Annotated in this window: 15 protein-coding genes; 8 read left to right on the plus strand and 7 right to left on the minus strand. The window is 63.2% G+C overall.

Annotated features, from left to right (window positions below; translation table 11 throughout):
* Nucleotides 1–174: 174 nt before the first annotated feature.
* From scpA to ACTIGC_RS10100, 5 genes are all read right to left on the minus strand, one after another.
* On the minus strand, nt 175–2,319 hold the full coding sequence (scpA, locus tag ACTIGC_RS10080) for a methylmalonyl-CoA mutase (RefSeq protein WP_439634274.1): 2,145 nt from the start codon (nt 2,317–2,319) through the stop codon (nt 175–177).
* The gene (locus tag ACTIGC_RS10085; protein ID WP_439634275.1) at nt 2,316–4,169 is read right to left on the minus strand and encodes a methylmalonyl-CoA mutase family protein; all 1,854 of its coding nucleotides are present in this window, start codon (nt 4,167–4,169) and stop codon (nt 2,316–2,318) included. Before ACTIGC_RS10085 ends, scpA begins: the two co-directional genes overlap by 4 nt.
* A gap of 148 nt (nt 4,170–4,317) precedes the next feature.
* Nucleotides 4,318–4,491, minus strand: a complete 174-nt coding sequence (locus ACTIGC_RS10090) for a Flp family type IVb pilin (protein ID WP_439634276.1) — start codon at nt 4,489–4,491, stop codon at nt 4,318–4,320.
* Nucleotides 4,492–4,863: 372 nt separating this feature from the next.
* Nucleotides 4,864–5,667 carry a hypothetical protein gene (locus ACTIGC_RS10095; RefSeq protein ID WP_439634277.1) on the minus strand — a complete coding sequence of 268 codons (804 nt, stop codon included), beginning with the start codon at nt 5,665–5,667 and terminating at the stop codon, nt 4,864–4,866.
* Between the two features lie 48 nt (nt 5,668–5,715).
* Entirely contained in the window at nt 5,716–6,663 is a 948-nt protein-coding gene (locus ACTIGC_RS10100) for a hypothetical protein (RefSeq protein WP_439634278.1), read from the minus strand.
* Nucleotides 6,664–6,941: 278 nt separating this feature from the next.
* Between ACTIGC_RS10100 and ACTIGC_RS10105 the strand changes: the two genes are divergently transcribed.
* From ACTIGC_RS10105 to ACTIGC_RS10115, 3 genes are all read left to right on the plus strand, one after another.
* Nucleotides 6,942–7,577, plus strand: a complete 636-nt coding sequence (locus tag ACTIGC_RS10105) for a glutathione S-transferase family protein (protein ID WP_439634279.1) — start codon at nt 6,942–6,944, stop codon at nt 7,575–7,577.
* Nucleotides 7,578–7,845: 268 nt separating this feature from the next.
* Entirely contained in the window at nt 7,846–10,293 is a 2,448-nt protein-coding gene (locus ACTIGC_RS10110; RefSeq protein ID WP_439634280.1) for a TonB-dependent receptor, read from the plus strand.
* A 410-nt stretch (nt 10,294–10,703) separates the two neighbouring features.
* Entirely contained in the window at nt 10,704–13,253 is a 2,550-nt protein-coding gene (locus tag ACTIGC_RS10115; protein WP_439634281.1) for a TonB-dependent receptor, read from the plus strand.
* A 62-nt stretch (nt 13,254–13,315) separates the two neighbouring features.
* Here ACTIGC_RS10115 and ACTIGC_RS10120 read toward each other — a convergent pair whose 3' ends face one another.
* A complete protein-coding gene (locus tag ACTIGC_RS10120) occupies nt 13,316–14,728 on the minus strand; it encodes a helix-turn-helix domain-containing protein (RefSeq protein WP_439634282.1) in 1,413 nt (470 codons plus the stop codon).
* A gap of 151 nt (nt 14,729–14,879) precedes the next feature.
* On the opposite strand from ACTIGC_RS10120, the gene aceA reads away from it, so the two are divergent.
* The 5 genes from aceA (at nt 14,880) to ACTIGC_RS10145 (ending at nt 20,290) form a co-directional block, all read left to right on the plus strand.
* The gene (gene aceA, locus ACTIGC_RS10125; protein ID WP_439634283.1) at nt 14,880–16,175 is read left to right on the plus strand and encodes an isocitrate lyase; all 1,296 of its coding nucleotides are present in this window, start codon (nt 14,880–14,882) and stop codon (nt 16,173–16,175) included.
* A gap of 201 nt (nt 16,176–16,376) precedes the next feature.
* Entirely contained in the window at nt 16,377–16,856 is a 480-nt protein-coding gene (rraA, locus tag ACTIGC_RS10130) for a ribonuclease E activity regulator RraA (protein ID WP_439634284.1), read from the plus strand.
* A 253-nt stretch (nt 16,857–17,109) separates the two neighbouring features.
* The gene (gene aceB, locus ACTIGC_RS10135; protein ID WP_439634285.1) at nt 17,110–18,717 is read left to right on the plus strand and encodes a malate synthase A; all 1,608 of its coding nucleotides are present in this window, start codon (nt 17,110–17,112) and stop codon (nt 18,715–18,717) included.
* Between the two features lie 61 nt (nt 18,718–18,778).
* Entirely contained in the window at nt 18,779–19,825 is a 1,047-nt protein-coding gene (locus ACTIGC_RS10140; protein ID WP_439634286.1) for a hypothetical protein, read from the plus strand.
* Between the two features lie 12 nt (nt 19,826–19,837).
* On the plus strand, nt 19,838–20,290 hold the full coding sequence (locus ACTIGC_RS10145) for a hypothetical protein (protein WP_439634287.1): 453 nt from the start codon (nt 19,838–19,840) through the stop codon (nt 20,288–20,290).
* Here the strand turns inward: ACTIGC_RS10145 and meaB are convergent.
* Entirely contained in the window at nt 20,287–21,264 is a 978-nt protein-coding gene (meaB, locus tag ACTIGC_RS10150) for a methylmalonyl Co-A mutase-associated GTPase MeaB (protein ID WP_439634288.1), read from the minus strand. The genes ACTIGC_RS10145 and meaB overlap by 4 nt on opposite strands.
* Between the last annotated feature and the right edge of the window lie 107 nt (nt 21,265–21,371).

Consider the following 21,371-nt stretch of genomic DNA (forward strand, 5'->3'; position numbering starts at 1 on the left):
CCCAGCGCTTTATGATCTCTGGATCCCGGGTCAAGCCCGGGAACCCGGTTGAGAGTTAATAGCCAGAAACACCGGGGTCCCCGCCCCCGAGCGGGGACCCATTTTTCACAAGACGCTGGGTTCCGGGTCTGCGCGCTGCCGCGCTCCGCCCGGAATGACGAAATAAGGGGGCGGTCAGCGCGCGCTGCCCAGCCTCTCGATCAGCTCAATCGCGCTGTCGGCGATCACCGTGCCGGGCGGATAGACGGCGGCGGCGCCCATCTGGCGCAGGGTGGAGACGTCTTCTGGCGGGATCACGCCGCCCACCACGATCAGCTTGTCACCGCCCCCGCCATCTTTCAGCGCATCGCGCAGGGCCGGCACCAGGGTGAGGTGTCCGGCGGCCAGCGAAGACGCGGCGACGACATGGACATCGTTCTCGATGGCCTGGCGTGCGGCTTCTTCGGGCGTCTGGAAGAGCGGGCCGATATCCACGTCCCAGCCAAGATCAGCAAAGGCGGACGCGACCACCTTCTGGCCCCGGTCATGGCCGTCCTGGCCCATTTTCGCAATCAGTATGCGCGGGCGGCGCCCCTCGGCCTCGGCAAAGGCGTCGGCGGCTGCCAGCGCGCGCTGGACCTTCTCGTCATTGCCTGAGGCTTTCAAATACACCCCCTGTATCGACTGGATGGCGGCCTTGTGGCGGCCATAAACCTTTTCCAGCGCGTCGGAAATTTCGCCTACGCTGGCATGCGCGCGGGCCGCATCGACGGCCAGCGCCAGCAGATTGCCGCTCTTCTCGTCTGCCGCGCGGGTGAGGGCGTGCAGCGCCGCTTCCACCCTCGCCCCGTCGCGATTGGCTTTGAGGTTTTTCAGCTTTTCCAGCTGCTGGCGGCGCACACCCGCATTGTCCACCTTCAGCACCGGCACGTCTTCCGGCTCGGTCAGGCGGAACTTGTTCACGCCCGCAATCGTCTGTTGGCCGGAATCGATGCGCGCCTGTGTCTTGGCAGCCGCCTCCTCGATGCGCAGTTTCGGCGTGCCGTCCTCGATGGCTTTCGCCATGCCGCCCAGCGCGTCGATTTCCTCGATATGGGCCAGCGCGCGGGCCGCTAGATCGTGGGTCAGGCGCTCAACGAACCAGCTCCCGCCCCACGGATCGATTGTGTCGGTCAGATGCGCTTCTGTTTCCAGCACGATCTGGGTATTGCGCGCGATGCGGGCGGAGAAGTCCGTCGGCAGGGCGAGCGCCTCATCCAGCGAATTGGTATGCAGCGACTGGGTGTGACCATCGACGGCGGCCATCGCCTCGATGGTGGTGCGCGCGACATTGTTGAACACGTCCTGCGCGGTCAGCGACCAGCCGGAGGTTTGGCTGTGCGCGCGCAAGGAGAGAGATTTGTCGGACTTCGGCGCAAAGCGCTCCTTCACCAGCTTCGCCCAGATCAGGCGCGCGGCGCGCAGCTTGGCCACTTCCATGTAGTAATTCATGGAAATGCCCCAGAAGAAGGAGAGGCGCGGGGCGAATGTGTCCACGTCCAGCCCGGCCTTTACGCCGGCTGCGATGTATTCGAGGCCATCGGCGATGGTGTAGGCCAGCTCCAGGTCCGCCGGGGCGCCAGCCTCCTGGATGTGGTAGCCGGAGATGGAGATGGAGTTGAAGCGCGGCATTTCCGCCGAGGTAAAGGCGAAAATATCCGAAATGATCCGCATGGAGGGCGCAGGCGGGTAGATATAGGTGTTGCGCACCATGAACTCTTTCAGGATGTCGTTCTGGATCGTGCCTGAAAGCTGAGCCGGTTTTACGCCCTGTTCCTCTGCCGCGACGATGTAGAGCGCGAGCACGGGCAGCACCGCGCCATTCATCGTCATCGACACGCTCATCTGGTCCAGCGGGATGCCGTCAAAAAGCTGGCGCATATCGAGGATGGAATCGACCGCCACGCCGGCCATGCCGACATCGCCGATGACGCGCGGATTATCGCTGTCATAGCCCCTGTGCGTGGCCAGATCGAAGGCGATGGAAAGCCCTTTCTGCCCGGCGGCGAGATTGCGCCGGTAGAAGGCGTTGGAATCCTCTGCCGTGGAGAAGCCCGCATACTGGCGGATCGTCCACGGGCGCTGCACGAACATGGTCGGGTAGGGGCCGCGATGGAAGGGGGCAAGGCCCGGCAGGCCGCCTGCAAAGTCCAGCGGCGCGGTGTCCTGCGGTCCGTAGGCGGGGGCGATCTCGATGCCTTCAGGGCTCATCCAGCCGTCCGGGCGGGCGGCCTTGCTGGCCGCTGCGCGCGGCGGATTGAAGGGCAGGCGCGTGAAATCGGGCGGGGTCTGACGGGTCATGCATCCACTCCCATCGCGCGCGCGGCAAGGCGGGCGTCTTCCAGCGCGTCAGAGCGCATATGGATCGCGTGATCGATGGCGGCCTCCGCTGGCGCACTGTCGCGCCGCCCGGCCAGCCAGACGGATGTTGCACCGGCGGCTTTCAGCGCTGCGGCGAGCCCGGCGGCGTGCGCGCCATAGGCGTCATCCGTGCCGCAGATAATGGCGAGGGCAGAGCCGGAACTTCTGAACGCCTCAACGCATGCTTCTACGCTGTCATGGGCCATGGCAGGCGCTGCGCGCAGCCCGGCCACGCCCAGCCGGTTGATGGCAAAGCCCGCGCGGGCATTGAATTCCGGCAAAGTGCCAAGCGTGGCGAGGAAAACCGGCCCCGGCGCGGCGGCTTCGACCTTGGCGCGGATAGCCTCGAAGGGCGCGGCTGTGCGCATCGGTGCGGGCAGGGGGATCGCGTCCACCGGCGCGTCTGCGAAGGCAGAGTTGGCCAAGGCGGGCGGGGTGTAGTCGCTGTCTTCAGCTTTCAGGGCGCGCGGATCGAGATCCGGGAAGCTGGTGACGCCGATAACCGGCTCCTTGCCCGTGCTGACCAGCTTCATCAGCCCCTCAGCGGCCTTGGCGATATCGGCTTTCCATATATCGGAACGCAACGCCGCGCTGGCACCGCCAAGCGCGATGATGCGCTGCATTTCGCCCCATGCGGCTTCGGCAAGCTTATGGCTGAGCGTTTCATGCAGATAGCTGCCGCCTGCCGGATCATTGATCTTTCCGGCATGGGTCTCTTCGGCGAGCAAGATGTGCAGATTGCGCGCAAGACGCCGTGAGAAGGGCGTGGAGCGCCCTGCGGCGCGCGTCATCGGTGTGATGGTCAGCGCATCTGCCCCGCCCGCCGTGGCGGCAAAGCCTGCGCAGGCGGCACGGATCAGGTTCGTCCACGGATCAATGGCGGACAGGCCCCGTTCGCCGGTCGTGGCGTGCAGGTATAGGGCGGCGCGCTCATCGCTGACGCCCCACGCATCCATCATTTGCGCCCAGATCAGGCGCATGGCGCGCAGCTTGGCAATGGTCAGGTGAATATCGGTGTCGGCGGCCAGTTCCACCTCTATCGTGGCGGCGGCGTCGCCCGCATCCCAGCCCGACTTTACCAGCGCGTCGATGGCCTCGGCGGCACTTGCAGCGGCAAAAGCCAGCTCCTGAACCTCGGTGCCGCCCGCTTCGAATACGGCGCGTCCATCAGCCCGGAAAGCGCGGATGGCAGGCGAGATTTCGCGCGCCCGCGTGGCTAGCGCGATGCGTTTGCCTGCCTCCCGGCCCAGCGCGGCTGACAGGCCCAGCCCGCCGCCCGCTACCGCATCCCGGCGCTCCAGCACGTCCAGCAGCAGGCCGGCCGCCTCAATATCCCACGCGCCCGCGCGCAAATGGACCGGGGCGAGATCCAGCATCACATCGGCGAGGACCGCTTCGAGCTCGTCTGAATTACGCGCGGCGATTCCCGATTTGCCGGACGGGTCGATCTCCAGCGTGATCTCGCTCGCCCCGCCTGCCAGGTCGGCCAGTATGGCGGTATTGGCTTCGCGCGGAGCGGCGGTGTCGTGCGCCTGACGCATCGCCCAGGGCAGATACGCATCGCGCGCCAGTACGCGCCCGCGAGCGAAGGGCGGTGTGCCGGGCAGCGCCGCATCAGGCGCCGCCGCATTGTGAGGCGCAAACAGCGGACCGCGTGCAACATCGTCGCGCGTACGGCGCACCAGCGAGTCGACGGGCTTGCCAGCGAGTGCCTTGACGGCAAGCGCTTCCCACGCATCCGGCGTGGCGGGCGCAAATCCGTCAGCGAGCGGTATGATCTGATCTGTCATGGTGCCAGTGAGTATACCGGCGGGGCGCGGGAGGGAAGTTCCCGCCTCCATACGGGAGATAAATTAGTGCCCAAACTGAAAAGGCCGCCCCTTCAAGGGGCGGCCCATCCAGCCGACTCTGGGTCGGGATTTGGCGTTGGCCGGAAGTTTATTCGCCTGCGCCGAGTTCAGCGGCGACCTCATTGAAGGTGCCGGTCAGGCCGTTGCCGAGTGCCGTCACAGCACCGATGATCACAACGGCGATAAGGGCGGCGATCAGACCATATTCGATGGCCGTTGCACCCGATTCGTCTTTGAAGAAACGCGAAACCAGATTTTTCATCCCACTACTCCTTGTTGTTTTGCTCGCTGGCTGCCCAGAGCCAAGTCCATCCCGACCCGTCCTGAACGTGAGCAGAGTAAACACCGGGGAGCGTTTCAGTCCGGTAAAAATTCGTGCTTTATTTTTGGTAAATTGCTGAAATAATTGGTATAGTTAAAGCGCAGTTAAATTCTGGGACTTTCCCCAGAGACAGCTAGGGGCCATACGGGGCAGCTCCCCTGATGGCCCTTTGGATGTCCACGGTTTCAAGACAATATTGTCACTGAAACCCCGGAACCGCGCAGCGGTATCCGGGGCCTCTCTCAGGACTATTCTGCACGAGGTCCCGGCTCTGCGCTGCGCTTGGCCGGGAGTTCAGACGGAACATTTCCCCTACTGGGCGAATTCCTGCCAGCTCTGGCGCACGCCCAGCTGGGCGAAAATGGCCTGCCAGTGTGCGCGGATGGCGGCGCGCTGTTCCGGCGTCCAGCCATCATGATCCTGTGCGACGAACAGTATCTCGATCTCTACGCCAGCCAGAGTGCGGCCATAGCGCGCTTCGATCTGGCGCGCGATCACCGACGGATCAGGCAGGCGGTTGGCCAGGTCCGCGCGGGCGGGGCCGTAAACCGAATATAGCTGCGTGTTCTGCAGCATGTCGGAGATCAGGATGATGCGCCGGCGCGGGACAGCGGGGTTGAAATCCTCGCTATTGCCCAGCTCGGCCAGCGACTCCAGCAGCGGGGTGACGGGCGAGTCGATCAGATCCATCAACCCGTCGAGCGCGCGGTTCAGCGGGCGGTCAAACAGGGCGTCGTAGCGCGCCTGCACCCGGTTCGGGTTGCGATAGAGCGGGTTGATCTGGTCGCCGCGCCCCGGATTGCAGACCGAAAAGCGGTTGGTATTGCGTACCTCGCCGCGATGGTTCAGCTCAAAAAGGGAGAGGCGTTCGCCGATTTCCAGCTGACTGCGTGCGGCAAGGATGACGTCGTTGATCCGGCGGGCCTGCGAGGGCGTGTAGCGGACCTCGGTACGGTCAATCATGATGACCGTGTGCGGAGGTGTTTCCCCGACCAGGCAGAGCGTTTCGGGATCATACTCTTCTGGCTGCAGGACCAGAGCCGCATAGCTGATTGCGCCGAGCACCCCGGCGACAACCACCATGTTGAACAGGCCTACAAGATCCTTGCCTCTCATGGTTCCAGCCCCTTTTCTGCCAGCGCCCCCGCACCGGCCAATCGGATACTAGCCCGGAAAGGGCGGCTTGTCGTCGCGCGAGCGGGTCTCGCTGCCATGACGGGCGGCGTCATCCTGAAAATCGGCAGCTTCGCGGTGGCGGTTGAGCGCGCGCTGGGTCTGCTCGGCAAAGAAGGCGTCAATATCCAGCTTCAGCCGGACCGCGTCTTCATAGGTGCTGCTGCCGACTGTGTTGCTGACGCCTTGCGGCTCCTGGCTGCGGTCCAGCGGCACCTGCTTGATGACGGCGGCGAGGTGGGCGGCAGAGCGGATGGCACGGCGCTGTACGGCGCCGTAGCCGATCAGGCGGTCATCAAAGGTCGCGCCCTTGAAGGCGGCAATCGCGGCAAACGTGATGCCCAGGATGAACAGCAGCAGCGCTTCAAGTGTTTCAAACGGCTGGAAGGTGAGCGCGCGGGTGACAGGGGCGAGTATCTCGCCGGTACCGGCCAGCGTGCCCGTTGCCAGAACCGCCTCGTTGATCTCCAGCAGGTCGCGATAGTGCGCGGCCGAGAAGTTCAGGAAGACAACAAAGCTCAGCGCAACAGGAACGCCGATCAGCGCCGCGATGAAGGAGAAGGGCCGGTCCGGATTGGACAGGCTGCGAAGGCCGACAAACCCGATCAGGAAGAAGGCCGCAATGACGTTGGTGAAGGCCACCGTGATGGCCTGGATCCAGCCGCCCAGCAGGCCGAGGTCTGATGCCTTGGAAAAGAAATAGGCGTTGGCCAGGCCTTCAAACAGGATGAGGGCGGCCAGAATGGAGAAGTGCATGATATGGCTGTCAGGATACTGCGCCGCGCGCTGCACCCAGCGATGGGGCGGCAGTGCCCCGCCGAACATCCGGCCGCGCGTAGCCCTGAAATCCAGATAGGCGTTGAAATCACCCGCCGCGCGATAGAAGGCGTCGCTCAGCCGGTCGACAATCTGGTGTGTCTTCTGGTCAATACGGCTCATCTGTCTGACGTCTCCCGAAACAGTGGTGTCCGCGGTGCGGTATTCGGGACGCCGGCGTATAATAGTATCTCTCAATTCATACGATGACATGAGGAGGCCCCCCTCCGTTAGTGTTCAACCCGTATTAACCGTAATTATGCTTCGCGTCAGGACTTGGACAGAATAAGGCCATTTTGGACACATCTGGGCAGAATCGGGGCAGGCCTTGTGTCCCAAGCATTGCCCTGACGGTGAACCGGGACAGCATCCCGGCGCGCAACCCAGGCGGAGGCCCCACCATGACTATCATTTTCTATGACTGTGCTACCGCGCCCAGTCCCAGACGTGCGCGCATGATCCTTGCCGAAAAGCGCGTGGAGGTGAGGCGGGTGGAAATCGATCTGCGCAATGGGGAGCAATTTTCCGAACAGTTCCGGGCGGTCAATCCGGCCTGCACGGTGCCGGTGCTGGTGACGCCGGAGGGGGAGGCCTTGTGTGATAATGCGTCCATCGCGCGCTGGCTGGAGGAGGTGTATCCTGACCCGCCGCTGATGGGTACCGGACCGCTGGAGAAGGCGCGGGTGGCCGAATGGCTGTGGCGAGCCGAGTTCGAGGGGCTGATGGCCATCATGGAGGTGTTGCGAAACAGCTCGAGAGCCATGGCGGGACGGGCCTTGCCGGGCCCGCATGCGGTGGAGCAGATACCCGAACTGGCAGAACGCGGCCGGGCCAGGGCGCATCGTTTTCTTGATGTTCTGGACACGCGTCTTGGGGACACGCCGTGGCTTGCGGGGGATGCGTTTTCAGTCGCGGACATAGCCGCTTTCGTCTTTGTCGAGTTCGCGGCGTGGGTGAAGATCGCGCCGTCTGGAAATCACGACGCACTGGCGGGGTGGCTGGAAGCCGTAAGGGCCAGGCCCTCGGCATCGGCCTGATTTGCTGCGCTGGCGCTACGCGCTTCGCATCTGCAAAAAATAGTTTCAGATTCAACAAATAATGAGCAGCGAAATTGCGTGTCAGTTTTGCAACATAAGGGCTCTTTTCGGACTATATGGGTCAGAAACGCCGAATTTCCCGCCTGCTGTTCGGATTGGCCCGCTTTTACTTGCATGGCGGATCAGCCAATCTCGGATGTACAGTGCTGTATTGCGCTGCAACAAATATATCCGGGGCGGAACTCCCGGAGCGGGAGGAACGAACGCGATGAAAGTTTCACTGTTGAAGGTGGCTTTGCTGGCAGCAGCATCGCCGCTCGTCTTTACAGCAAGCGTGCAGGCACAGGACTCGTCTCCGCGCCAGGTTGAGGTAATTACGGTAACCGCGCAGCAGCGTGAGCAAGCTGCCCAGTCGGTGCCGATTTCAATCGGCGCATACGGTGCCGAACAGCTGGAAGCGGCGGGTGTGCGGGATATCAAGGACCTCATATCACTGGCTCCAGGGCTGATGGTCACGTCGACGCAATCCGAAACCATCACGACCGCTCGGATTCGCGGCATCGGGACCGTTGGCGACAATTTTGGCCTTGAAAGCTCAGTCGGTGTTTACATCGATGGCGTGTTCCGCGCCCGCAACGGGGTGGGCTTCGGTGATCTGGGGGAAATCGAACGCGTCGAGGTGCTGCGCGGTCCGCAGGGCACGCTGTTTGGCAAGAATACGTCAGCGGGTGTTCTGAACGTAGTAACGCGCGGGCCGGAGTTCGAGTTTGGTGCCGGTGCCGAGCTGCAGGTTGGTAATTACGACCTGCGCCGCGCATCGGGCTTCGTCACCGGGCCCATCGTGGAGGACCAGCTGGCATTCCGGCTTTATGGCGTTCGCGGCCAGCGTGATGGCTACATGAACCTCACTGTTCGCGAGCCGGGCGGCACACGCACTACACAGTCTGATGATCAGGATTACTACTCGATCCGCGGGCAATTACTGTGGACGCCCAACGCGATGGTAAGCGGCCGGATTATCGCTGATTTCACTGACCGTAGCGAATTCTGCTGTTCCGCTGCGCAATATGTGACAGCACCTGGGCCAGCAGCGCTTATTGGAGCAGTGGGCGGGCAGGTGCTCAATCCGGCCAATCCGTCTGCCCGTCAGGCTTTTGCCAACCGGGAATACGCGCAGAACGTGACTGATCGCGGCATATCTGCAGAATTTGATTTTGATTTCAACGGCGCGACATTGACTTCCGTGACGTCATGGCGCCGCTGGGAAAATGACCGGACCCAGGATGTTGACTATACATCGGCCGACATCGGTTACCGGGCTGACGGGAACTCGACCCGCGTTGAAAGGTTCGACCAGGAATTCCGCCTTACCGGCGTCAATGGCCCGCTAGACTGGCTGGTCGGCGGCATTTACTCGCGCGAAAACCTTGACCTCAATGATGCCATCCGCTTTGGCTCGGACTGGGAGTTCTATCTCGGTCTGGCTGCCTCCGCGGGTGCAGGACTTGCGCCGAACCCGCTTTTCCTTTCCCAAACACTGAACACCGTGGCGGGCGTCCCGTTATTCACGCCGGGATCAGTTTTGCCGGCCGGGTCTGGCGTGAATCAGGACGTGTATGATCAGCGCAGCGAGAGTTGGGCGGTGTTTACGCATAACACCTATCAACTCACTGAGAATTTTGCGATTACGGGTGGTCTGCGCTGGACCAGCGAGACCAAGGATGTCGTTGCCAGTTTCTCCACCAGACCGACGCCCGGCTGTGCGTTCCTGGAAGGCATATTCGGCCCTGATCCCATCGCAGGAACTGCCGGCACACCGCTGGCCGGACTCGCTCCACTGATATGCCTTCCCTATGCCCGCTCCAGCCTCGACGCAAACGGGTATGACCAGTCGCGCACCGACGAAGAGCTATCGGGCACGATACGGGCAACGCTGGATATCTCCGACGATGTCATGATCTACGCTGGCTATTCACGCGGTTTCAAGGCTGGTGGTTACAATCTCGACCGTCAGTTCAACGGCCCGACCGTGGGCGGAAGCTATGTCAATCCGGATAGCTCCTTCCGTCCTGAGACGGTGGATTCGTGGGAAATCGGTTTCAAGTCGCAGCTGTTTAACAACTCGCTGCAGTTGAACGGAAACTTCTTCTACCAGACGATTGATGATTTCCAGTTGAACACCTTCACTGGTCTTGCCTTCGTCGTGGAGAACGTCGCCGAAATTGAATCGCGCGGCGTTGAATTCGACTTCACTTGGGCCACCCCTGTTGACGGGCTCGATATCTCTGGTGGCTACGCCTACGTCGATGCGCGGTATGGCGACAATCTGGGCACACTGCCGCCCGCCCTGTCTCGCTTGCCGGGTTCGCGTATCTCTCTGACGCCGCAGCATTCGGTGAACGGCCAGTTCATCTACCAGCAGCCGATCGGCAATAATCTGCTGTTCCAGCTGGCAGGTGATGCGCGCTGGGTGTCCGATTACAATACCGGATCGGATTTGGCTCCGGGCAAGGCGCAACCGTCCTTTGCGCTGTTCAACGGGCGTGTAGGCATCGGCAGCGAGAATGGTCAGTGGGCCGTTGAGCTCTGGGGACGCAATCTTACCGACGAGACCTATGTGCAGGTTGCGTTTGATCAGTTCGCTCAGACGGGAACGTATGGTGGCTTCCTCGGTGCGCCGCGTACTTATGGTGTTACTTTGCGCTCGCGATTCTGATACGATCTATCCATAGACCCTAAACGGTCATCAGAACCGTCAGGGAGGAGAGAAGGCCGGAGCGATCGCTCCGGCCTTTTTCCATGACCGGATTACTGCCGTCAGACAGCATTTTGCTTGGGCAAATTGGCATCCGGACGGTATGCTGCGGATGCGTATAGTGTATTTGCAACTGCAGCATAAATATTGCCAATACATGGTGGGGATTTTACGCAGTTGCGTGTTCGCAACGCAACACGTTCGACGCGAGTGCAGCAGGAGGTCGGCTTTTGCGACGGTTTTCTGTAGATATTGGCCAGCGGGGCCTTCTCTTCTGCGCGAATAAGGACAGTCTGGTTGCAGCGCAGAGAAATGCTGCGTTGCAACAAGAAATGCGGGCGCTCCCCGTCCGGTATTCGCGGAGGAATTCAATGAAAATGGCATCCGTGCGCGCGGCGCTACTCGCCGCAGCTTCACCGATCGTGCTGGCTGGCGGCGCATTTGCGCAGTCTGCCGACGAGCCCGGCGCCCAGCGCCAGCTCGAAGTGATCACCGTTACAGCGCAGCAGCGCGAACAGAGCCTGCAAGAGGTTCCGGTGGCTGTGTCGGCGTTTAACCAGGTTCAGCTGGAAAACTCCGGCGTCCGTGACATCAAGGATCTGATCGTCCTTGCGCCGGGTCTGATGGTTACATCCACCCAGTCGGAGACGATCACGACGGCGCGCGTGCGCGGCGTGGGCACGGTGGGCGACAATTTCGGTCTTGAGAGCTCCGTCGGCGTTTACATTGACGGCGTGTTCCGCGCCCGTAACGGTGTGGGCTTCGGCGATCTGGGCGAGCTGCAGCGCATCGAGGTTCTGCGCGGCCCGCAAGGCACGCTGTTCGGCAAGAACACTTCGGCTGGCGTTCTGAACATCATGACGCAGCAGCCCGAATTCGAGTTTGGCGGCCAGGCAGAGCTTCAGGTCGGCAATTATGATCTTCGCCGCCTGTCCGGCTCCATCACGGGCCCGATTGTTGAAGACCAGCTGGCATTCCGCCTGTTTGCTGTCACCCATCAGCGCGATGGTTTCACCACCATGAACCTGCGCCAGGGCGGCACGACAACGGTCACCGACTCTGAAACCCAGGACTATTACTCCATTCGCGGCCAGCTGCTCTGGACACCCAGCGCAACCGTGACCGGCCGCTTCATTGCCGACTTCTCCGATCGTAGCGAGTTCTGCTGCTCGGCCGTGCAGTGGGATTACGATCCGACCATCGCGGCCATTGTCGGCTCACTCGGCGGCCAGGTCCTGAGCCCGGCCAACCCGTCTGCCCGTCAAGCCTTCGCCAACACGCCCTATCAGCAGGACGTGACGGACTGGGGGCTGTCGGCGGAGTTCGATGTGGATTTTGACGGCGCGACCCTCACCTCCATCACGGCGTTCCGCCACTGGGAGAATGAGCGCACGCAGGACATCGACTATTCCGGCCTCGACATTGCCTCGCGTCTGGACGGCAACTTCACCGATCTGGACCGTTTCAGCCAGGAATTCCGCCTGCAAGGCGTACGCGGCAATCTCGACTGGCTGATCGGCGGGTTCTACTCGCGTGAAGAGCTGGAACTGGGCGATGCCATCCGTTTCGGCACGCAGTGGGAGCCCTTCCTGGGCATTCTGCTGACGGCGCCGAGCGGTACGCCGTCTCCGGCTGGCGTCAGCCAGACCGTCTTCAACCTGACGGGCGGTGCGGTGAGCATTCCTCCGGGGGCTGCCATCACGGCGGGTTCGGGTGTCAATCAGGACATCTACAACCAGACCGCCACCAGCTGGGCCATCTTCACGCACAATACCTACCAGCTCACAGACCGCTTCGCGATCACGGGCGGCCTGCGCTACACGCGTGAAGAAAAAGACCTGACGGCGAGCTTCTCGACTAACTCTCCGGCGGCCTGTGCCGCTCTTGAGGGCGCGTTCGGCCTGAACCCGGTCAGCGGGTGGGTCCAGGCTGCGACACTGGGCGGCGTTCCAGCTGCCACGATTACCGGCGGTGCTGTTGCCATCGGCAATATCTGTCTGCCCTACGCCCGGTCTGGTCTGGACAATACCGGCTATGACCAGTCGCGCACCGACGAGGAAGTCTCCGGCACGCTGCGTGCCCAGTTCGATCTTACCGACGATGTGATGATCTATGGTGGCTATTCGCGCGGCTTCAAGGCCGGCGGCTTCAACCTCGATCGCCAGTTCAACGGTCCGCTTACCCCGGGCGTTGGCTACACCAATGTGGACACGTCGTTCGCGCCGGAAACCATCTCGGCATGGGAAGCTGGCTTCAAGTCGACCCTGTTCGGCAATGTCCTGCAGCTTAATGGTAACTTCTTCTACCAGGACATTGAGGACTTCCAGCTGAACACGTTCAACGGCACGGCGTTCGTGGTGGAGTCAGTGGACGAGGCGCGCTCCTACGGCGCCGAGTTTGACTTCCTCTGGCTGACCCCGGTGGACGGTCTCGATATTTCAGGTGGCTATGCCTACGTGAACACCCGCTATGAGACGATCACCACCACCGATCCGCTGATCGCGGCGCTGCAGGGGGAGAGCTTCTCGCTTTCACCGGAGCACTTCTTCAACCTCGCGGTCAATTATGAGCGCGATCTGGGTGGCAATCTGATCACCCGCATGGGCTTCGATACGCGTTATGTGTCCGGCTATAACACCGGCTCTGACAACGACCCGGAGAAGTTCCAGGAATCGTTCACCCTGCTTAATGCCCGTATCGGTGTTGGCTCGAATGATGAGCGCTGGTTCCTCGAACTGTGGGGCCGCAACCTCACCGACGAGACCTACGCTCAGGTCGCGTTTGACGCCTTCGCGCAAGGCCGCCGTGGCACGGCGGGTGCCGATGGCGGGGAATGGACCCAGCCGCGCAACACGGCCAGCTATGCTGCCTTCCTGGGTGCCCCGCGCACTTACGGCGTCACGCTGCGCACGCGCTTCTAGGTTTCATTCAAACCTTGAGACGGGAAGGGCCGGAGCATTGCTCCGGCCCTTTTCTTTCAAACCTAGCTGAACGCGAAGGGCGCAACCGGCCTTGTGTGGGGCTCGATCTTCAGGCTGCGCTGCAGTGGCGGGAAGGCGCGCTGGGCACAGTCAACGCGCTCGCATAGCCGGCAAGTCAGGCCGATGCCGATGGACGCGCTGCTTGCAGGCTGTTGTGCCAGCCTTGCCGCGTGTTTCGCCTCACATCCCAGCACCACGGCCTGCAGCGCTGCGCCGCCGCCCGGCAAGGGGCGGGTCACGGCGCGGGTAACGGATACGTACTGAGTGCCATCGGAAAGCTCGACGGTATGGGTGTGGCTGCGCTCAGGCATGCGGAAGGCATCGTGCACCGGCCAGCGCGGGCATCCCCCGCCAGAGCGCGCAAACGGGATCACCCCGCCACCGAAGCGCTTGGTCACATTGCCCGCCTGATCGATGCGCATGAGGAAGAAGGGCACGCCGCGCCGGGAAGGGCGGTTCAGCGTGGTCAGCCGATGGGCGGCCTGCTCATAGCTGATGCCAAAGCGGTAGCTCAGCGCTTCGGCATCATAGCCGGTGCCTTCAGCGGCCTGATGGAAGCTGTCATAGGGCATGAGAAGGGCGGCAGCGGTATATCCGGCCAGATTGGCCCGCAGGAGGCGCGCGGTGACAGGATCTGGCAGGGCGGCGCGCGCGGTTACAGCGTCCAGCACGTCAGCGCAGTCGAGCAGCACCATGGTCAGCGCGGTCTGAAAGTCCTTGCCGGCAGGCGACAGGAGTTCGGACAGCAGAAGCTTGCGTGCATGAAAGTCGAAACGGCGCAGCGTGCCGGCCATTACGCTGTCATCATAGACGCGCACCGCCGCACCGTGCTGGCGGCGCAGATAGTCATGCATGCCTTGCGTCCGGCCGAGATCGTCAAGACGGGCGGCCTCGCGCAGGGCATCGGCGGCATCCTCCAGCTGGGGAAAATGGTTCTGCGCGTTGTCCAGCGCGTCGCGTACCGTTTCCAGCGGCAGGAGCGAGCCCGTGGGGGCTGAAGGCCCGTCCGCCAGGCGCGAGGCCAGCTCAGCCGCATTGCCTTGCGCTTCACGATAGGCCTGGAACAGGCGCGCCATGGCCTCGGCCGCGCGCGGATGGGCGTCGGCCAGCTCGCTTATATCGCGCTGGTCCAGCTCCGCGCCTTTCAGCACCGGATCGCCGAGCGCTTCCGTCAGATCGCTGACCGTCTGGCGGTCCGATTCGGCCGCAAAGGCGCGTACATCCACATCATGGCTTTCGGCCAGCGCCAGCAGCACGCGTGCCGTCACCGGGCGCTGATTGCGCTCCAGCAAGGTCAGATAGCTTGCCGATATGCCGACGGTTTCGGCGAACTCTGCCTGTGACAGGCCCAGCTCACGGCGCAGCCTGCGCAAGCGCGCGCCCGCATATAGTTTTTCCTGCTGGCCAGCGTCCATCAGCGTTAGCTCCATGTATGAATAATTACAACCACACAAATTGATTTGCATCAATATGCGACACGCATTCCGCTTTTATATGCGGTCATATGTGCCGTTCGCGGCTGCTGGGTGTATGAAACCTACAAGTTTTAGCTTGAGGAGGTCTGCCATGACCACATTTTACGATCTCGTCCCCGCCGCCGCACCGGGCCGTTTTGACGGCATTGAGCGCAATTATACGCCTGAAGAGGTGATCAAGCTGCGCGGTTCCGTGCAGATCAGCCACACGCTCGCCGAGCGCGGCGCGGCCCGCCTCTGGCAGCTGCTCAATAGCGAGCCTTACATCAATGCGCTGGGCGCCCTGTCGGGCAATCAGGCCATGCAGATGGTGCGTGCTGGCCTGAAAGCCATCTACCTGTCCGGCTGGCAGGTTGCCGCCGACGCCAACACCGCAGGCGCGATGTATCCCGACCAGTCGCTCTATCCGGCCAATTCCGCGCCGGAGCTGGCCCGCAAGATCAACCGCACGCTCCAGCGCGCCGACCAGATCGAAGTGGCCGAGACCGGCAAGGCAAGCCGCGACTGGTTTGCCCCCATCGTGGCCGATGCCGAAGCCGGCTTTGGCGGCACGCTGAACTGCTTTGAGATCATGAAGGCCTTCATCGAGGCGGGCGCTGCCGGCGTCCACTTTGAAGATCAGGTGGCAGCCGAGAAGAAGTGCGGGCATCTGGGCGGCAAGGTGCTGATCCCGACCAGCCAGCACGAGCGCAATCTCAATGCCGCGCGCCTGGCCGCGGACATCATGGGCGTGCCGACCATCACCGTCGCGCGTACCGATGCTGAATCAGCCACCCTCATCAATTCCGATATCGACGAGCGCGACCACGAATTTATCGATTTCGATGCGGGCCGCACTGCAGAAGGCTTCTTCCGCCTGAAGAGCGGCGTTGGCGTGGAACACTGCATCAAGCGCGGCCTTGCCTACGCGAAAGTGGCTGACCTCTTGTGGTGGGAGACCTCCAAGCCGAACCTGGAAGAGGCCAAGCGCTTTGCCGAAGCCATCCAGAAAGCCTATCCGGGCAAGATGATGGCCTATAACTGCTCGCCTTCCTTCAACTGGGAAGCCAATCTGGACAAGGCCACGATCGAGACCTACCAGCGCGAGCTGGGCGCGATGGGCTACAAGTTCCAGTTCGTCACCCTGGCTGGCTTCCACCAGCTCAATTACGGCATGTTCGAGCTGGCACGCGGCTATCGCGATCGTGGCATGGGTGCCTACTCCGAGCTGCAGCAGGCCGAGTTTGCCTCCGAGAAGGATGGCTACACGGCCACCCGCCACCAGCGCGAAGTGGGCACCGGCTATTTCGACAAGGTGAACCTCACCCTGTCGGGCGGCAATGCCTCCACGACCGCCATGGGCGAAAGCACCGAAACCGCCCAGTTCAAGGCGAGCGCGGCGGAGTAATTCGCACCTCTTATGCGTCATTCCGGGCGAAGCGCAGCGTAGACCCGGAACCCAGCGTTTTTGATGATCTCTGGGTTCCGGATAAGCGCTGACGCGCTTTCCGGAATGACGCTGAGAGTTGTGTCTGGAAGGACGGGGGAATGCTTGATGCGCCCCTCATCCATCGGACACGTGGTGCTCGAAGGACGAGGGACAAAACCCATGCCCCACACCGCAGACCTCTGCGACACCTACCCGGACAAGGTGCGCGCGCTGGCGCCGCTCTTCACCCATTATGGCGGGCGGCAGGTGTTTCATGGCCCTATCGAGACCATTCTGGCCTATGAAGATAATTCGCGGGTACGCGAAGCCCTGAGCGAGGCGGGCGAGGGCCGGGTGCTGGTCATCGATGGCGGGGCGAGCCTTCGCCGGTCCATGGTCGGCGGAGACCTTGCAAAGCTTGCGGCGGCCAACGGCTGGGCCGGCATTCTGGTCCATGGCGCGGTGCGCGATGCGCACGAGCTGGCGGCCGAACAGCTGGGCGTGCTGGCCCTCGGCCTCATCCCGCGTAAAACCGACAAGCGGGGCCTCGGCACGCGCGGCATCTCTGTCAGCTTTGCTGGCGTGACCTTCGCACCCGGAGACTGGCTTTATGCTGACCGCGACGGGGTTGTGGTATCGGCGGGGAAGTTGGAAATCTGATCTGGGACCCTGCTTCCCATGTTTTCTCCCCCCGTTTACGGGCGGGGTGAGAAGCGAAGCTTCGAACGCCCGAAGGGCCGAGGGGGGGATTGCAATAAATTTCCCCCCTCCGTCTCGCTGGCGCTCGACACCTCCCCCGTAAACGGGGGAGGACATCGCTCCCCTCTTGCGTTTCACCGGCGCAAGCCGGTGCCCAGTCAACTTTTCTGGATCCCGGCTTGCGCCGGGAAAACGAGTAAAAAAGGACATGCACATGACCGGACAAGCCATCACCCCGCCCGCAGGCGTTGAAATAAAGGGCGCGATGCGTCCCGGTTACGAGACGATCCTGACCGGCGAGGCTTTGTCCCTGCTGGCAGACATCCACCGGCGCTTTGATGGCGAGCGCAAGTGCCTGATGGCGGCGCGGGCCGAGCGTCAGAAACGGCTGGATTCCGGCGCTGAGACGCTAGGCTTCCGCGCCGATACCGCCGCGATCCGGGCGGGCGAATGGAGCGTCCCTGCCGCCCCGGCTGATCTGGCTGACCGGCGCGTGGAGATCACTGGTCCGGTGGACCGCAAGATGATCATCAACGCGCTCAATTGCGGCGCGAAATGCTTCATGGCGGACTTTGAGGACGCCTCCACCCCGTCATGGACCAACATGATGGACGGGCAGGTCAATCTGCGCGACGCCGTCCACAAGAAAATCGATTACACCGATCCCGATAGCGGCAAGTCCTACGCGCTGAACAAGGACCATGCGGTCCTCATCGTGCGGGCGCGCGGCCTGCATCTGGATGAAGCCCATATCGAGATTGACGGCGCGCCGATGAGCGGCGGCTTTGCCGATTTCGCGCTTTACCTGCTGCACAATCACGCCCAGCTGAAAAAGAACGGCACGGGGCCTTACTTTTACCTGCCCAAGCTGGAGACGATGGAGGAGGCGCAGCTCTGGTCGCTCGTCATCCGCCATTGCGAGACGGTGCTGGGCCTGCCCACAGGCACCGTGCGCGTCACCATATTGATCGAGACGATCCCGGCGACGTTCGAGCTCGATGAAATCCTTTACGTCCTGCGCGAGAACATCACCGCGCTGAATGCCGGGCGCTGGGACTATATCTTCAGCTATATCAAGCGTCAGAAGACCAATCCGGCAGCCATCCTGCCCGACCGGGGCCAGGTGACGATGACGGTGCCTTTCATGGCCGCCTACGCCCAGCGGCTGATCGCCGTATGTCACCGGCGCGGCGCGCACGCCATGGGCGGGATGAGTGCCTTCATCCCCGTGAAGGGCGATGATGCCGCCAATGAAGCCGCCATCGCCAAGGTGAAGGCCGACAAGACGCGCGAAGCGAGTATCGGCCATGACGGCGCATGGGTCGCCCACCCGGCGCTGGTGCCGGTCGCGATGGAGGCGTTCGACGCCGTGATGACCGGCCCGAACCAGCTCTCCAAAATCCCGGACGTGACCGAAGATGCCGCAGCGCTGCTGACCGCGCCGGAAGGCACGGTCACGCATGCGGGCGTGCTGGGGAACGCCGATGTCGCCATCCGCTATATCGCCTCCTGGCTGCAGGGGCGGGGCGCTGCGCCAATCCATAACCTCATGGAAGACGCGGCAACCGCCGAGATCAGCCGCGCCCAGCTCTGGCAATGGCGCACGCACGGCGCGAAGACGGCGGAGGGCCGCGTGGTCGATGCCGCTTACGTGAAAGAGGTGATTGGCGAGGCAGCCAAAGCCATCCGCGCCGAGATCGGCGATAATGCGTGGGGAGAAGGCCGGTTCGGCGAGGCTGAGGACATTCTCACATCGCTGGCGCTGGATGACGCGTTCGAGGAATTCCTCACCCTGCCTGCCTATGAGAAGATCAGGGAGTAGGGGGCTTTCAGTTCCGCTTTCCCCCTAAAACCCGTAATCAATTCGCGCTAGAGTGGCGGACATGAACCGTTTCGCCCCTCTGATTCGTCATCGTGGCCTGCTGATTGCCGCAGGTGTTTTCATCCTGTTCGGGATATGGGCGGTGTATCTTTCGCCCTGGTCAGCGCGCGCCATGGAGGCGCGTCTTGGCGCGGCCGCAGAGGCAGGGCTGGAGCGCGTGGGCGAGCAGGGATGGGCGGTTGTGGAGATGCGCGGCCAGCGCGCCATCATCTCTGGCTATGCCCCTTCCGAAGATGCCCGCGCCCGCGCGGTAAGGGCGGTACGCCAGGCCGACTGGGCGGGCGGCGCTGTTGCGGGCGGTGTTACGCGCGTAGTGGACGAGACACGCCTTGCCTTGCCGGAAGCTGGCCTTGCCCTGCGCGCGGATCTGGACCGCAACGCGCTGGTGGTTCGCGGCTTTGCGCCCGATCCCGGTGCGGCCTCCCGCGTCGAGGAAATCGCCCGTGTGCTGATAGTCGATGCAGATGTGTTTCTTGAAGAGTCTGCAGGCCAGATGCCCGATGGCTGGGAAGCGGCTGTGCGTCTGCTTCTGGGCGAGCTGGTGCGGCTGGAGGAGGGCACGGCCTTTCTGCTTGATGAGGGGCTTGCGCTTGCCGGCTTTGCTGGCAGCACCCAGACAGGCGAGAGCGTTGCCGGTGGAATGATGTCGCCCCCGCCACCCTTTGGCTCAGCCGCCCATGTGCGCGCGGGCAATACCGTTTTTGCTGCGCCTTTGCGGTCTGTCGCGCTGTGTGACCTTCTGGTGCAGGCTGCGCTGGGGCCGGATGGCAGTGCGCTGGAGGCGCGCCTGCCGATATCGCCAGATGCCGTGGAGGCGCTCGCAGAGGCGGGGTCTGCCTTTTCGCGCTGCCAGCGCGGCGAGCTTGTGATCACGACGCCATCACGCTCAGGAACCGCCATTGCTGAAGGTTTGATGTCACCGCTGATTGCGGGCGGGGCCGATCCGCTGCGCCTGATGGTGCGCGCCAGCGGCCCGGCCGGGGAGACGGGGGTCACGCTGGAAGTGATTGCGCGTGGCGGCGCTGAAGACGTGTCCGAAGCAAGTTAGGATCGAACCGTAATGATGTGGCTGATGTGGCATATGTGGGTCTTGCTGGCGCTCTCGGCGCTGCTGGGCGGGGTGATTGGCTGGATACTGCGCGGCGCGCGTCCCGAAGGCACGCTGCGCCTGCCGCCGCGGGAAAAGCCCGTCGCCGCCGATCCTGTGCCTGCCGCAGAGCCGGCTAAGCCCATGTCATCGCCAGAGCCGGCGAAACCCGAAACGGTAAGACCTGCGCCGGTTGCAGCCAAGACGGGCGCAGACGCAACGGCCGGGCCCGATGATCTGACCCGCATCAAGGGGCTGGGACCGAAAGCGGAAAGCACGCTGGCCGAGGCCGGCGTCTTCCATTTCCGCCAGGTCGCCGCGTGGAGCGCCGCCGATATCGAGAAGTATGACGCGCTTCTGAATGCACGCGGGCGTATCGTGCGCGATGACTGGGTCGGGCAGGCGAAGGAACTGGCGGAGAGCTAGTCCAGCCGCGCCTTGTTCCACAGGGCGATCACGCGCTCTGCCGCTTCGCTTGCGGGCAGGGTGCCGCTGGCCACATCGCTTTCCAGACCGGGCAAAGCGCTACGCACAGCCGGGCTCGCGTGAAAGCGCTCCAGCACCATCGCTTCCACCATGGCGCGCATCCAGCCGACCTGCTGCTCGCGCCGCCGGGCCTGAAACGCGCCCGCGCCCTGCATGGCACTGCGGTGGGCGGTAATCGCCTCCCACAGCGCGTCCATGCCGCGCCCCTCAATGGCGGAGCCGGTCAGCACTTTGGGCTGCCAGTGCGGATTGGCCGGCGTGAAGAGGTGCAGTGCGGCTTCCAGATCGCGCGCGGCGCGTTTCGCCCGCTTCTCGTTCTCGCCATCGGCCTTGTTCACGAACAATATCTCGGCGTGCTCCAAGAGGCCCTTTTTGATGCCCTGCAGCTCATCGCCCGCGCCCGGCAGCATCAGGGCGACGAACACGTCGACCATGCCGGCAATCTCGGTCTCTGACTGGCCAACGCCCACCGTCTCGATGATGACGACATCAAACCCCGCCGCCTCGCACAGGAGCAGGCTCTCGCGCGTCTTGCGCGTCACCCCGCCCAGCGTGCCGGCAGAGGGCGAGGGGCGGATGAAGGCATTGGGATCGGTGGCCAGCGCGCCCATGCGCGTCTTGTCGCCCAGTATCGAACCCTTGGTGCGCGTGGAGGACGGGTCCACCGCCAGCACGGCCACCTTGTGGCCCTGACGGGTGAGGAAGGTGCCAAACGCCTCGATCAGGGTGGACTTGCCAACGCCCGGCACGCCCGTCAGACCGATGCGCACCGCCCCGCCCGTATGGCTCATCACCTGCGTCAGCAGCGCGCGTGCCTCGCTCTGATGATCCGCGCGGGTGGATTCAGCCAGCGTGATGGCGCGCGCCAGTGCGGCGCGGTCTCCGGACACAAGGCGTTGGGCAAGCTCGCTCATGGCCCCACGCATACGCCATTTGCCGGGCTTGGCAAGGCAGGGGTGGCGCTGACACGGTTTGTCAGTTGGCAGGCGCGTTGGTCCGGCGCAGGCTCTAGTGCATGTCC

Origin of the sequence: Glycocaulis sp. (genome assembly GCF_051859565.1) — a bacterium.
GTDB lineage: Bacteria > Pseudomonadota > Alphaproteobacteria > Caulobacterales > Maricaulaceae > Glycocaulis.